General features: G+C 40.6%; 15 protein-coding genes. 10 read left to right on the forward strand and 5 right to left on the reverse strand.

Annotated elements, in window-relative coordinates:
• Positions 1 to 53 precede the first annotated feature (53 nt).
• Positions 54 to 1019 (forward strand): ornithine cyclodeaminase family protein, encoded by a 966-nt coding sequence (locus IGJ41_RS00525; protein WP_010827085.1) that lies wholly within the window; start codon positions 54 to 56, stop codon positions 1017 to 1019.
• Between the two features lies 1 nt (position 1020).
• The gene (locus IGJ41_RS00530; protein ID WP_010827086.1) at positions 1021 to 1809 is read left to right on the forward strand and encodes a PhzF family phenazine biosynthesis protein; all 789 of its coding nucleotides are present in this window, start codon (positions 1021 to 1023) and stop codon (positions 1807 to 1809) included.
• Between the two features lie 48 nt (positions 1810 to 1857).
• Here IGJ41_RS00530 and IGJ41_RS00535 read toward each other — a convergent pair whose 3' ends face one another.
• The 4 genes from IGJ41_RS00535 to coaA all read right to left on the reverse strand — a co-directional run bounded on the left by IGJ41_RS00535 (position 1858) and on the right by coaA (position 5804).
• Positions 1858 to 2403, reverse strand: a complete 546-nt coding sequence (locus tag IGJ41_RS00535; RefSeq protein WP_002383833.1) for an ATP:cob(I)alamin adenosyltransferase — start codon at positions 2401 to 2403, stop codon at positions 1858 to 1860.
• Between the two features lie 150 nt (positions 2404 to 2553).
• Complete coding sequence (locus IGJ41_RS00540; protein WP_025191068.1) at positions 2554 to 2895, reverse strand: hypothetical protein; 342 nt, start codon at positions 2893 to 2895, stop codon at positions 2554 to 2556.
• 111 nt (positions 2896 to 3006) lie between these two features.
• Positions 3007 to 4569, reverse strand: a complete 1563-nt coding sequence (gene guaA / locus IGJ41_RS00545) for a glutamine-hydrolyzing GMP synthase (protein WP_002356158.1) — start codon at positions 4567 to 4569, stop codon at positions 3007 to 3009.
• Positions 4570 to 4880: 311 nt separating this feature from the next.
• Positions 4881 to 5804, reverse strand: a complete 924-nt coding sequence (gene coaA, locus IGJ41_RS00550; protein ID WP_002356160.1) for a type I pantothenate kinase — start codon at positions 5802 to 5804, stop codon at positions 4881 to 4883.
• A 154-nt stretch (positions 5805 to 5958) separates the two neighbouring features.
• On the opposite strand from coaA, the gene IGJ41_RS00555 reads away from it, so the two are divergent.
• Together IGJ41_RS00555 and IGJ41_RS00560 are read left to right on the forward strand one after the other, a co-directional pair.
• On the forward strand, positions 5959 to 6546 hold the full coding sequence (locus IGJ41_RS00555) for an SGNH/GDSL hydrolase family protein (RefSeq protein ID WP_002383835.1): 588 nt from the start codon (positions 5959 to 5961) through the stop codon (positions 6544 to 6546).
• A gap of 14 nt (positions 6547 to 6560) precedes the next feature.
• Entirely contained in the window at positions 6561 to 7169 is a 609-nt protein-coding gene (locus tag IGJ41_RS00560; RefSeq protein WP_438713648.1) for a class I SAM-dependent methyltransferase, read from the forward strand.
• Positions 7170 to 7201: 32 nt separating this feature from the next.
• On the opposite strand, the gene add is transcribed toward IGJ41_RS00560, so the two are convergent.
• Positions 7202 to 8233 carry an adenosine deaminase gene (add, locus tag IGJ41_RS00565; RefSeq protein WP_002394590.1) on the reverse strand — a complete coding sequence of 344 codons (1032 nt, stop codon included), beginning with the start codon at positions 8231 to 8233 and terminating at the stop codon, positions 7202 to 7204.
• Positions 8234 to 8374: 141 nt separating this feature from the next.
• Between add and IGJ41_RS00570 the strand changes: the two genes are divergently transcribed.
• The 6 genes from IGJ41_RS00570 (at position 8375) to IGJ41_RS00595 (ending at position 14252) form a co-directional block, all read left to right on the forward strand.
• Positions 8375 to 9382 (forward strand): substrate-binding domain-containing protein, encoded by a 1008-nt coding sequence (locus tag IGJ41_RS00570; RefSeq protein WP_002356164.1) that lies wholly within the window; start codon positions 8375 to 8377, stop codon positions 9380 to 9382.
• A 140-nt stretch (positions 9383 to 9522) separates the two neighbouring features.
• Positions 9523 to 10824, forward strand: coding sequence for a pyrimidine-nucleoside phosphorylase (locus IGJ41_RS00575; RefSeq protein ID WP_002356165.1), 1302 nt, complete (start codon positions 9523 to 9525; stop codon positions 10822 to 10824).
• A 27-nt stretch (positions 10825 to 10851) separates the two neighbouring features.
• On the forward strand, positions 10852 to 11514 hold the full coding sequence (deoC, locus tag IGJ41_RS00580; RefSeq protein WP_002359333.1) for a deoxyribose-phosphate aldolase: 663 nt from the start codon (positions 10852 to 10854) through the stop codon (positions 11512 to 11514).
• Positions 11483 to 11947 carry a cytidine deaminase gene (locus tag IGJ41_RS00585; RefSeq protein WP_002387503.1) on the forward strand — a complete coding sequence of 155 codons (465 nt, stop codon included), beginning with the start codon at positions 11483 to 11485 and terminating at the stop codon, positions 11945 to 11947. Before deoC ends, IGJ41_RS00585 begins: the two co-directional genes overlap by 32 nt.
• A 95-nt stretch (positions 11948 to 12042) precedes the next feature.
• Positions 12043 to 13116: a BMP family lipoprotein gene (locus IGJ41_RS00590; protein ID WP_002356168.1), complete on the forward strand. Its 1074-nt coding sequence runs from the start codon at positions 12043 to 12045 to the stop codon at positions 13114 to 13116.
• A gap of 53 nt (positions 13117 to 13169) precedes the next feature.
• Positions 13170 to 14252 carry a BMP family lipoprotein gene (locus IGJ41_RS00595; protein WP_289866382.1) on the forward strand — a complete coding sequence of 361 codons (1083 nt, stop codon included), beginning with the start codon at positions 13170 to 13172 and terminating at the stop codon, positions 14250 to 14252.
• The last annotated feature ends 9 nt before the right edge of the window (positions 14253 to 14261 follow it).

The raw sequence follows: 14261 nt of genomic DNA on the forward strand, positions 1-14261 counted from the left end.
ACATTGAGTGTATTGTTTGTCTGGTTTATGATAGCGCAAAGGGAGGAATTCAGATGGACATTATTTCTTATGAGAGGGTTATTCAACAATTGTCGTTTTCCGAAGCAATTCAAGTGATGAAACGTTGCTTTGCAGAGTTGCAAAAAGGAAAAATTTCGCAAAGTGAGCGCCATGTAGAGGTTTTACCAGATGGGGAAAATCAGAATCTTTTTGCATTAATGCCTGCTTACTTAGGAAAAAATCGCTTTTTTGGGGCAAAAATCATTACAGCTTTTCCAGAAAATCCACAAAAAAATTTGGCCTCGCATCTTGGTCAAATTTTATTGTTTGATAGTTCTACTGGAAGACCAGTCGCGATGATGGACGCCAATGCGATTACGTGGCTTCGCACAGCAGCTGTTTCTGCTTTGGCAACCGATTATTTAGCAGCTCCAAAGGCAAAAAGTATCGCTTTGATTGGTGCAGGTCAACAAGCTTCATCTCATCTCGCAGCGCTACAAAGCGTTCGGGCGATTGAAAAGGTTTTTATATATGACCGAACAGCAGAACGTGCACGAAAATTAATCGCTAAGCAACAGCACAATTACCCCGCATGTACCTTTATTGGTTGTTCTTCTGTCCAAGAAGCCGTCCAGGAAGCAGAAATTATCTGTACACTAACTTCCAGTCAGGACGCATTTTTAGAAGAAAAAGACGTTTTGCCGAATGCCCATATTAATGCAATTGGTACATTCACGCCGACTTCCAGAGAATTAACAAGCGACCTTGTTAAAAACAGTCAAGTGTTTGTAGATGAGTACGCGGCTGCATTAAAAGAAAGCGGGGATCTTTTAATTCCGATTTCAGAAGGTGCCTTTTCAGCTGAAAAAATTGTAGGTTCTCTCGGCGAATTAGTGACTGGCAAAGTTAAACTAAAGGCGGAGCAGAAAGGCCGTACGATTTTTGATGCGGTTGGCTTAGCAGTTGAGGATTTGTGTTGCGCGGAATACATTTATCAAAAAATACAAGGAGAGAATTAAAATGAGTTATCACTATTATATTGTCGATGCTTTTGCGGAGGAAGTTTTTAAAGGCAATCCCGCCGCTGTTTATGTTTTGGAAAAGTGGTTGCCAGAAGCGGTGATGCAAAACATTGCGATTGAAAATAATTTGTCAGAGACTGCTTTTACGGTCAAGGAGGGACAAAGTTACGCCCTACGCTGGTTTACGCCGGAACGAGAAATCGATCTCTGTGGACATGCTACATTAGCGACGGCTTTTGTGTTATTTAACTATTATTCCGTTGCGGAAGAAACGCTTCATTTTACTAGTCAAAGTGGACCGCTCGCAGTGACCAAAAAAGAGGAATACTATTATCTAGATTTTCCTTATATCCTACCGGAAAGGATTCCAATTTTGCCAGAGTATGAAGCCGCTTTAGGCACGAAAATTTATGAAGCTTATTTGGGTCGCGATTTATTTTTTGTCTTAAAAGACGAAGAGACAGTGGCAAAAATCACACCAGATTTTTCTGCATTAAAAGCATTGGATTTAGGAGTAGGAGTCATTGTAACGGCATCAGGAGACTCGGTGGATTTTGTTTCACGAACTTTTTTCCCGAAACTAAGAATTAACGAAGATCCAGTTTGTGGTTCTGCGCACGCCAATTTAATTCCTTATTGGGGAAAACGGCTCAATCAAATGACCCTTTCGGCCTATCAAGTGTCCCCAAGAGGCGGATTTTTAACTTGTGAAGTGAAAGAAGATCGAGTCATTATTGGTGGTACTGCTAAACTATTTGCAAAAGGGGAAGCGTACTTACCTGTATAAAAAGTACACCGACCGCTAGCAATTCGTCGTTAGCGGTCGGTGTACTTTTTAAATAGAATAGTTGCGAGAAACAAAGGGAACTTCTTCACCATTTTCGAGCTGATTTAGATACAAAGCTAACATGAAAAAGTAACCTGAGAGTAAGTTGACTACATCATACAGCTGCGGATCAATTTTTTTACCACCATAGTCCATGCGATAAAGTAAACGAACAATATCTTTGGCTTTGGCTCTTAAAATGTGTGCATAAGAGGAACAGATTGTGCCCATCGGTAAAACAAAAGGACGATTTTCTTCGTATGTCAGTTCATTCATAGTATTGACACGTTCCAAAAGCCAGGCTATTTCTTCCTCTGTGACTGTTAATTTTGTTCGGGTCGTTGGATTGACATGGTAGATTAACTCGCAAATTTTGGCTAGTTCTTCTGTTAGTGCAGGCTGTTCAGGGACGTCTAATTGTTGCACATATCCTCGTAGAAGACCTGTCATCGAGGCCAATTCATCAGTCATTAATTCAAAATCACATCGTAAATCTTCTGGTTTAGAAGATAGATACGGGTACGCTTCATACGGACTGCGGTACATTTTTTCCATTCAATTTCCCTACTTTCTAAAAATAAAAAGCCCTCAAAAAGAATGCACGAAAGCCAATCTTTTTGAGCGCCGTTGCTCGACTGTTCACAGTACACCATTGTACTTGCTAAGGTAATCATAGCCAAGAGTGAAGGGAGAGTCAAGGGGGAATCAAGGTTGGAGAAAGAAAATGAAGCTAAGAATTACCAGAAGTAAACCAAGCAATAAACTGACAAGACCAGAAAGTTGACCTAATCGTTGTTGGGTAGAAGAAGGCTGGTCGGTAACTGTGAGCAAACTTGAGAAAAAGTTCATTTTTTTCACGAGTATTAAATACGCAACAATAAGCAAAAGAATACCCGAAAAAAGGTACGAAAGGGGCTCAGAAATAAATTTTTGGGCACGAAGTAAAAAAATTCCTATGAAGAGGACAACAAAACCATACTTAAGAAAAGTTTTTTTTGACATGTTGAAATCGCTTCTTTTTAATTGATGAATTTTATTAATAGCCACTATTCTTATGATTAAATTATAGGACTTTGAGGGCGGTGGAGCAAAGTGTGATAACACAAAAGAAAACCCGCTAGAAACACCTATAAAATAGGTTTTCTAGCGGGTTGATTGTTATTCCCACTCCACAGTTGCAGGTGGTTTTGAAGTAATATCGTACACGATACGGTTTACATGTGCAACTTCGTTCACGATGCGCACAGAGATTTTTTGTAAAACATCCCAAGGGATACGGGCAAAGTCAGCGGTCATGCCGTCGATAGAAGTCACAGCACGGATACCGACTGTGTAATCGTAGGTACGGCCATCGCCCATAACGCCTACTGAGCGGATGCCAGGTAAGACAGTAAAGTACTGCCAAATGTCACGATCTAAGCCAGCTGCTGCGATTTCTTCACGTAGGATAGCATCTGAATCACGAACGATTTGTAATTTATCTTCTGTAATTTCACCAAGCACACGAATACCTAATCCTGGTCCTGGGAATGGTTGGCGCCAAACGATTGCATCAGGCATGCCAAGTTCAGTTCCTAAGGCACGAACTTCGTCTTTGAATAATGTATTTAAAGGTTCAATTAATTCAAATTGCATGTCTTCAGGAAGACCACCAACGTTGTGATGTGATTTAATTGTTTGCGCAGTTTCTGTACCAGATTCGATGACGTCTGTGTAAAGAGTTCCTTGTGCTAGGAATGAAACGCCTTCTTCCCCAGCAAGTTTAGTTGCTTCGTCATCAAAAACATACACAAATTCGTTACCGATGATTTTACGTTTTTGTTCAGGGTCAGAAACGCCTGCTAATTTGCTTAAGAAGCGTTCTTTTGCATCTACTTTAATAATGTTTAAGCCAAATTTACCGCCTAAACTTTCCATTACTTGTTCTGCTTCACCTTTACGTAATAATCCATGGTCAACGAAGATACAAGTTAATTGGTCGCCAATGGCTTTTTGTAAAAGCACGCCGACAACACTTGAGTCAACGCCACCTGATAAACCAAGTAAGACTTTTTTATCGCCTACTTGTTCACGGATTTTAGCGACTTCCATATCGATGAAGTTTTCCATGCTCCAGTCACCAGTACAGCCACAAACATCAAAAGCAAAGTGACGTAATAAGTCGTTACCATATTCTGAATGCCGAACTTCTGGGTGAAATTGTACGCCGTAGAATTTGCGGTTGGCATCTTCGATAGAAGCGATTGGACAATCGTTGCTTGTCCCAACTTTTTCGAATCCAGGAGCGATTTCTGTTACTAAATCACCGTGGCTCATCCAAACGGTTTGTTTCGCAGGTGTTCCTTGGAATAATGTCGCATCACCAAGGATTTCTAATTCTGCTTTTCCGTATTCACGGTTTGCGGCAGGTTCTACTTTTCCGCCTAAGTTATGAGTCATTAATTGCATACCGTAGCAGATGCCAAGAATGGGAATTCCTAACTCATAAATTTCTGGATCAATGCTAAAAGCATCTTTGTCATACACGCTGTTTGGTCCACCTGAGAAGATGATTCCTTTAGGCGCGATTTTGCGAATTTCTTCTGCCGTAGTTCGGTGGCTTAATAACTCAGAGAATACGCCAAATTCACGAATACGACGAGTAATCAATTGGTTAAACTGACTACCAAAGTCTAAAACAATAATTTTTTCGACAGATGTTAAATCGGCAACGTTAGTCACGTCTATTACCCCTTATCCATTTAAATTTATCTAAAGAAAAGGCGGTTAAAAAGTGGTCAGCACCAAGAATTAAGAAAGGATTTTCAAAAATTGTTTTACGATTTTTAGAAAATTTTGGCTTAATTCCGCAGGGGCTACTTTTAAACAGCCGAGAATCAGGCGGTTAAAAAGTGGTTCACTTTTGTTCCGTACTCTTCTTTGTCTAGCTATACTTATTAAAACATTTTACTCCTTGAAAGTCATGCATTCTGCTGAAAATTTTCAAGGATATTTCTACAAAAGATACAGGATATTTCTTAGCTCGTCAACCCTTAATATTTACGTAGATAGATTTGGTCAATCAAATGATTTTCCGTTTTATGCAAAATAATGTCCGCACGTCCGCGCGTTGGCAAGATATATTCCTCCAAGTTCGGCAAGTTCACGGTTTTCCAAACATTCCGTGCCATGGCGAAAGCATCTTCTCGTTTGCCAATTGCATATTGGTAATAATAATTATTAGGATCTAAGAAAGCCGTATCTAATAAGGCCCCAAAACGTTCTAGGTACCATTTTTCAATTAAGGCTGGATCGGCATCTACAAAAATAGAAAAATCAAAAAAATCACTCACATAAATTTGTTGATTGGCGGGTAACTGTAAGGTGTTAATGCCTTCAACAATCAAAATATCTGGTTGTTGAATCAACTCATATTCGCCTTCGATAACATCGTAGACACTGTGAGAATAGACGGGTGCTTTAATTTCGTCTTTGCCGCTTTTGACTTCGTTTAAGAAATTAATTAGCTTCTCCATGTCATAACTTTCAGGAAACCCTTTTCGGTCCATAATTCCCTGTTCTTCTAACACTTTATTGGGATACAAAAATCCATCCGTTGTAATGAGTTGAACGTTTCTTCGTTTAAACGTTCGGGCCAGAATTCTTTGCAAAAGACGAGCGGTGGTGCTTTTACCAACGGCGACACTGCCGGCAATTCCAATGATGAATGGTGGTACAGAGACATATTCATGTAGGAATAATCCTTTGCTAAGTGTTAGCGATTCAAATTCTTTCATGTACAAATGAATAAGATGCGTTAAGGGTACATAAATTTCTTGTACATCTTTTAGTGAAATTTGGTCGTTCACACTTTTAATGTTATCCAATTCTGCTTCGGTTAACGGTGCTTTGCCGTCATGATAAAACCCATGCCATTCTTCTCTGGAAATTGGGTAGTAATTCATTTTATCGTCCATTGTTCCTCCACCAAACCCTGTTCAATCTTTGTACATTTTACCATAATTTCACAAGGGAAACACAGGATTTTACAAAAGAATTCCCTTCTTCGCCAATTTATGATGAAAATGGTATCATGAAAAGAGAAAACTGTTAGAAAAGAGGGGAAAAGCCATGAGAAAAATTGTATTATTTGGTGATAGCATTACTGCTGGTTATTTAGAGGAAGCCGTCTCACCTGTTCTTGTTGACTTAGTGAAACGGGATATTGCTGCGATGGGTCTAGAAGAAGTGGCCGTTATTAATGCTGGAATGCCTGGCGATACAACAGAGGATGGTTTAAAACGATTAAATAAAGAAGTACTAATTGAGAAACCTGATGAGGTGGTGATTTTCTTTGGCGCCAATGATGCGTCACTGGATCGAAATATAACAGTAGCCACGTTTAGAGAAAACCTTGAAACAATGATTCACGAAATTGGTTCAGAAAAGGTGATTTTAATTACACCACCATATGCGGATAGTGGCAGACGTCCAGAACGTCCACAAACGCGTATCAAGGAATTGGTCAAGGTTGCACAAGAAGTCGGAGCGGCACATAACTTGCCAGTTATTGATTTGTATAAAGCGATGACTGTTTATCCTGGAACGGATGAATTTTTACAAGCGGATGGTTTGCATTTTTCACAAGTGGGCTATGAATTATTAGGTGCCTTGATTGTTCGAGAAATAAAAGGTAGACTAAAACCAAAACAAGCATAGATAGGAAGAACAAAATGGCGAATCATTATTATACAGAAAATCCAGAATTAGCACATGATTTAGAAAGCTGGTCTTTTCCATTACGTGGTCGGACCTTTCAGTTTACGACCGATAGCGGGGTCTTCTCAAGAGGAACAGTGGATTATGGTTCTCGTGTGTTGATTGATGCCTTTGAATGGGAAAATTTACCAGCAGGCCGTTTGTTAGATGTTGGTTGTGGCTATGGACCAATTGGGTTGTCCTTAGCAGCGGCGACTGGTCGACTGGTGGAAATGGTGGATGTCAACCAACGGGCAGTTGGGCTAGCTCAAATGAACGCCCAACGCAACCAAATTACTACTGTGGATATCCATTCTTCCAATGTGTATGAAACCTTAAACGAAACGACCTACGCGGCTATTGTTAGCAATCCGCCCATTCGTTCAGGCAAAAAAGTTGTCCATGGCATTTTAACAGGGGCTTTTCCGTTGTTGAAAGTTGGTGGCACACTAACGGTGGTTATTCAAAAGAAACAAGGTGCACCTAGTGCAGAAAAGAAAATGGCTGAAGTATTTGGCAATGTTGAAATTGTGACAAAAGACAAAGGCTATTATATTTTACGAAGTGTTAAAGAAGCAGAGTAAAAAAGAACCTCCACTTTAGTGGAGGTTCTTTTTTAGAATAGATATGCTTGATCAATTTTTTGGTTCAACAGTTTTTTTTCGTCTGGCGATAAAAAAGCACCTGCAAGCGCATTTTTAGTGAGTTGCTTCATTTCGTCATAACTTAATTGATACCAAGTGGCCAATTTCATGAATTCTTTCGTTAACGTAGTATCTGAAACAGTGCGATTATCGGTATTGATGCAGACGGCTAAGCCAGCCTCTATAAATTGTTGAAAAGGGTATTCAGCCAATGTTTTGACGGTGCCTGTTTGGAAGTTGCTAGTTGGACACATTTCTAAAAGAACCTTTTTTTCTTTTAAGAGCCCCAAATATTCGGGTGTATCTTTCAAAGCAATACCGTGCCCAATCCGAGTGGCACCTAAAGTGACAGCATCAGCGACATTTTTGCCACAGCCGCATTCCCCAGCGTGGAGTGTTAATGGAATTGACAATTGGTTGGCTAAAGCTAATACGTCTTCAAATGTGTATGGAGGGAAATCGACTTCATTGCCAGCTAAATCAAAGCCGACAACGCCTGTCTCTCTGAAATCATGCGCTAAGTGAACGATTTTTTCTATGGCTTGTTGTTGGTCATGCCGCATGCCGCATAACAGTGCATTGCTTTTTACACCAAAATCTTCTTCGCCTTGTTTTAAGCCAGTTAAAACAGCGGTCACGATTTCAGGTAACCGTAAGCCTTTTTCTGTATGTTGCGAAGGCGCAAAACGCACCTCTATGTAAGCCACGCCATCTTCGGCAGCTTGGCTAATCACGTCATACGCCGCTGCTTGCAAAGCTTCAGCTGTTTGTAGACAGGTTAGCACGAAGTCGAACCGAGTTAAATAATCATTCAAATCGGTGCATTTTTCAGGGGCAACCACTAACTCTTTCAAGGCTTGTTCGTCTTGGGGTAATGGAATGTTTTGTTTTTCAGCAATGGTGCGTAAAGTGGTTGGTCGAATCGACCCATCTAAGTGACAGTGCAACTCGATTTTTGGTAATTGACGGACACGGGATTCTTCCATGAAAAAAATAGCCTCCATTTTCTTTTGTTTTTTAATCTTTTTAGTCTATTTCTTTTGTCTTTTTTTTGTTAAAATGTAAAAGATTCGATAAGTATTTTGAAGACTGTAACACGTCTACAAATGTCTGTCAATGCAAAAGGAGACGTTGGGAGGGGCGCGATGAAACTAACGATTAAAGAAATTGCTGATATGGCTGGTGTTTCTGTCACAACCGTCTCACAAATTCTGAATAATAAAGGGAGTCGTTTCAGTGAAAAAACCCGCAACAAGGTGTTGGCGGTAGTCGCTGAAAATCATTACAAGCCAGATTACTTTGCTTCGAATGTAATCAACCGTCATTCCAAAACCATTGGTATGATTGTGCCAGATGTGACGGATTTCTTTTTCTCAAAAGTGATTGAAGGTGTGGAAACATATTTAAATTCGTTAGGCTACATGATTTTGTTATGCAATTCAAAGCATGATTCCGAGCAAGCGATGCAATATGTTAGCGAGTTGATTCATCGGTCGGTGGATGGCATTATTTTTGCCACGCCGAATGTTTTGCCAGAAAATCATATTTTAAAAGACCGACGAGAACATCCGATTCCTGTCATTCTTGTCGATCGTGGGATTAATCCACGAGATAGTGGACGATTAATCGTTAAAGAGTACGAAGGTGCTTATCAAGCGGTCCATCATTTGATTCAACAAGGGCATCAGCATATTGGCATGTTGCGTGAAAGTGCCGGCTATTATCGTTTGACGGAACGAGTGACGGCGTATCAGCATGCGTTACAGGACAACAATTTACCTTTTCGTCCGCATTATGTTTGTGCTGGGGAATTGAACTTGCATGGCGGCTATGCTGCGGCGAAAGAAGTTTTGAAAAATGAAGAAATCACAGCAATTTTTTGTGGCAATGATGAAATGGCGATGGGAGCTTATCAAGCCATTGAAGAAGCGGGCAAGAAAATTCCTGACGATATTTCGGTGGTTGGTTTTGATGGCTTGGAAATTTCCGAATATTTGGTGCCGAGTTTAACAACCGTCTATCAGCCGAGTTTTGATATTGGCTATTATGCAGCAAAATTTTTGGTGGAAGCTATTGCAGATCCAACAGGGAAAGTGCCGAATAAAGTTTTCGATGCGACGTTTATTGCTAGAAAAAGCACAAAACCGATTTAAAAAACAGCTTAGAAATAGAATGTTCGTGTTGTTTGCGTTTTCACAAGAAAAAAATAATAGTAAACTGGTTTACTAAATGGTTTAAAGCTGAACGATTTTGTTGTATAATACATTATCGGGAAATCGGAGGGAACGAATTCATGAGAATGGTAGACATTATTGAAAAGAAACGTGACGGGCATCAACTAACAAGCGAAGAAATTCAATTTATTATCAACGGATACACAGATGGTTCAATTCCAGATTATCAGGTAAGTGCCTTTTTAATGGCTGTTTTTTACCAAGATATGACAGACGAAGAAATTACACAAATGACGTTAGCAATGGTCCATTCAGGCGAAATTGTGGATCTTTCTTCTATAGAAGGAATCAAAGTCGACAAGCATTCTACAGGTGGCGTAGGCGACACTACGACGCTTATTTTAGCGCCATTAGTTGCTAGTGTCGGGGTCAATGTAGCAAAAATGTCTGGTCGTGGCTTAGGCTACACGGGCGGTACGTTGGATAAATTAGAAGCGATTCCTGGTTTTAAAGTTGAATTGACAGAAGAACGTTTTATTCAATTGGTGAACGATACAAAAGTGGCAGTGATTGGTCAGTCAGGTGATCTAGCACCAGCAGACAAAAAACTTTATGCGTTACGTGATGTGACCGCCACTGTTGACTCAATTCCATTAATTGCAAGTTCCATTATGAGTAAAAAAATTGCCGCAGGGGCAGATGCGATTGTCTTAGACGTGACTACTGGTGAAGGGGCCTTTATGAAAGACCTAGCAAGTGCTCGTCGATTAGCAGAAACAATGGTTCGCATTGGGAAACTGGCAAATCGCCAAACGATGGCAGTAATTTCAGACATGTCACAACCTTTAGGGGAGGCCATCGGAAACAGTTTAGAAATCGTTGAAGCAATCGAGACCTTGCAAGGAAATGGACCAGAAGATTTAGTGGAGATGTGCTATGTCTTGGGAAGTCAGATGGTCGTTTTAGCTAAAAAAGCCGAGACGTTAGACGAAGCACGGGCTTTATTGGAAGAAGCTTTAACAAGCGGTCGAGCGCTCGCAAAATTTAAAGAAATGATTGAAAATCAAGGCGGCGACAGTTCCGTTGTTGACCAGCCAGAAAAATTATTAACCGCGACTTATCAATTTGATTTACCTGCCAAAGAAACAGGCGTGGTACAAAAAATCGTTGCCAATGAAATTGGCGTTGCCGCAATGTTGCTGGGCGCTGGTCGTGCTACGAAAGAAGATACGATTGATTTTGCAGTTGGCTTGAAACTTCACAAAAAAGTGGGGAGCCCAGTTGAAAAAGGCGAATCATTATTGACCATTTACGCCAATCGTGAAGACGTGACAGAAGTTGAACAATTGCTTTATAAAAACATTGAAATTGGACCAACCGGCGAAGAGCCTATTTTGATTCACGATATTATTACGGAATAAAACAAAAAGAAAAGAGGAATTCTCATCATGGAATTAAACCGCATGATTGACCACACTATTTTGAAACCAGAAGCGACAGAAGCCGCTGTCCAAAAAATTATTGACGAAGCTAAGGAGTACAACTTTTTCTCTGTATGTATCAATCCTTGTTGGGTCGCTTTTGCTAGCGAGCAATTAGCTGATACCGACGTCGCTGTGTGTACCGTTATTGGCTTTCCTTTGGGGGCAAATACGCCAGAAGTTAAAGCATACGAAGCAGCTGATGCGATTAAAAATGGTGCGAATGAAGTGGATATGGTGATTAATATTGGTGCATTAAAATCACAACAATACGATCACGTACGTCAAGACATTCAAGGCGTAGTAGATGCAGCCAAAGGAAAAGCGTTAGTCAAAGTGATTATTGAAACAGCATTATTAACAGACGAAGAAAAAGTTAAAGCTTGTGAGTTAGCCAAAGAAGCAGGTGCCGATTTCGTTAAAACATCTACTGGCTTCTCAACAGGCGGCGCTAAAGTAGCAGACATTCGTTTAATGCGTGAGACAGTTGGTCCTGACATGGGCGTTAAGGCTTCTGGTGGCGTGCATAATGCAGAAGAAGCGTTAGCAATGATTGAAGCGGGGGCAACACGCATCGGTGCAAGTACGGGTGTAGCAATTGTTTCTGGCGCAACTGGCGAAGGGTATTAATTCGTATTTCAAATTAAACGAAGGTGTGGCGAAAAAGATGACAGTAAAACAAGAATGGCTTGATTGTGCCGTAGAAGCATTGGCACACGCCTATGTACCGTATTCTAACTTTCCTGTGGGCGCTTGCTTAGTGACTGCAGACGGGAAAATGTATCAAGGAGTCAACATTGAAAATGCCTCCTTTGGTTTAACAAATTGTGCAGAAAGAACGGCGATTTTTAAAGCCATTTCAGAAGATGAACGGACCTTCCAACATTTAGTTGTAGCAGGTAATACAGAGGCACCCATTTCTCCATGTGGCGCTTGTCGTCAAGTAATGGCTGAATTCTTTGATCCACAAATGCCAGTCACGCTAGTTGGTAAAGATGGCGCGACTAAAACAATGACAGTTGAGGCATTATTGCCCTATTCATTTACAGATAAAGATTTTTAAAAAAAGGACATAAGGTTTCGTTGGGCTCAAAGTAGATTTCAATAGCATAAATGCGAATGAAATAATAGATAAAATAGTAGGGGGCTTTTCGGAAAGTGAAACAAGCAAAATTTTTAGGTCTAGGATTGGCGGCAGTTGCCTTAACCATTGGGTTAGCTGCATGTGGTGGCAATAGCAAAAAGAACGCCAACACAAAAGGTGATCCACAACATAGTGTCGTAATGGTCACAGATACAGCCGGCATTGATGACAAATCTTTTAACCAATCTGCGTGGGAAGGAATGCAAGAGTGGGGCAAAGAGCACAAACTTCCAGAAGGACCTCAAGGGTATGCGTATATTCAATCAAATGAAGCATCTGATTATACATCAAACATTGACCAAGCCATTTCAAGTCAATTTAAAACGATTTTTGGCATTGGCTATTTACTAAAAAATGCAGTAGTAGATGCAGCGGACGCCAACCCAGAAACGAATTTCGTTCTAATCGACGATACAGTTAATGGGAAAAACAACGTCGCTTCTGCAACATTTAGAGATAATGAATCTGCGTATTTAGCAGGTGTGGCAGCAGCTAACACTACGAAAACCAACAAAGTAGGATTTATCGGCGGGGTTGAAGGACCTGTTATTGGCCGTTTCCAAGCTGGTTTTGAAAAAGGTGTAGCAGACGCTGGCAAAAAATTAGGCAAAGATATTCAAATTACGTCTACTTATGCAGGGACATTTGCAGACGCTTCAAAAGGACGGGCCTTAGCTTCTTCTATGTATCAAGCAGGTGCCGACATTATTTATCACGCAGCGGCGACTACAGGACAAGGAATCTTCCAAGAAGCCAAAGCGCTAAATGAAACAGGTTCAAAAGATAAAGTTTGGGTGATTGGTGTTGACCGTGACCAAAACGAAGACGGTAAATATACAACCAAAGATGGCAAGGATGATAACTTAACGTTAGCTTCAACCATTAAAGGGGTAAATATTGCTGTGAAAAAAATCTCTGATCTTGCATTAGAAGATAAATTCCCTGGCGGCGAACATTTAACTTATGGATTGAAAGATGGCGGTGTTGATTTAACAACAGAAGCCCTAAGCGATCAAGCCAAAACGGCAGTTAAAGAAGCCAAAGAACAAATCATCTCTGGTGACGTAAAAGTCCCAGACCAACCTTAGAAACAACTTAGTTGTTTAAATACATTAAACTATTTTTAGGAGGCTTTACAGAAATGAAAAAAGCAAAATTATTCGGTTTTAGTTTGATTGCATTAGGTTTATCAGTTTCACTTGCAGCATGTGGTGGCAAAGGCAAAACCGCTGAAAGCGGCGGTGGCAAAGGGGATGCAGCGCATAGTGCTGTAATCATTACAGATACAGGTGGCGTGGATGACAAGTCGTTCAACCAATCTTCTTGGGAAGGATTGCAAGCTTGGGGTAAAGAACATGATTTACCAGAAGGTTCAAAAGGGTATGCATATATTCAATCGAATGATGCAGCTGACTATACAACAAATATTGACCAAGCGGTATCAAGTAAATTCAACACAATCTTTGGTATTGGCTACTTGCTAAAAGATGCAATTTCTTCTGCAGCAGATGCCAACCCTGATACAAACTTTGTTTTAATCGATGATCAAATCGATGGCAAAAAGAATGTCGTTTCTGCAACATTTAGAGATAATGAAGCAGCTTACTTAGCCGGTGTTGCTGCTGCAAACGAAACAAAAACGAACAAAGTCGGTTTTGTTGGTGGTGAAGAAGGGGTCGTAATTGACCGTTTCCAAGCTGGTTTTGAAAAAGGTGTGGCTGATGCTGCGAAAGAATTAGGTAAAGAAATTACTGTTGATACAAAATATGCGGCTTCATTTGCTGATCCTGCCAAAGGGAAAGCTTTAGCTGCTGCAATGTACCAAAATGGCGTTGATATCATCTTCCATGCTTCTGGTGCGACTGGACAAGGGGTCTTCCAAGAAGCAAAAGACTTGAATGAATCAGGTTCTGGCGACAAAGTTTGGGTAATCGGTGTTGACCGCGATCAAGATGCTGATGGCAAGTACAAAACAAAAGACGGCAAAGAAGACAACTTCACGTTAACTTCAACGCTTAAAGGTGTCGGCACAGCGGTTCAAGATATTGCCAACCGTGCGTTAGAAGACAAATTCCCTGGTGGCGAACATTTAGTTTATGGATTAAAAGATGGTGGCGTTGACTTAACAGACGGCTATTTAAACGACAAAACAAAAGAAGCTGTTAAAACAGCAAAAGATAAAGTAATCTCAGGTGACGTAAAAGTCCCAGAAAAACCAGAATAATTTAAGCTC

It is taken from the genome of Enterococcus sp. DIV1537a (genome assembly GCF_051712085.1).
GTDB classification, from domain to species: Bacteria; Bacillota; Bacilli; order Lactobacillales; family Enterococcaceae; genus Enterococcus; species Enterococcus faecalis.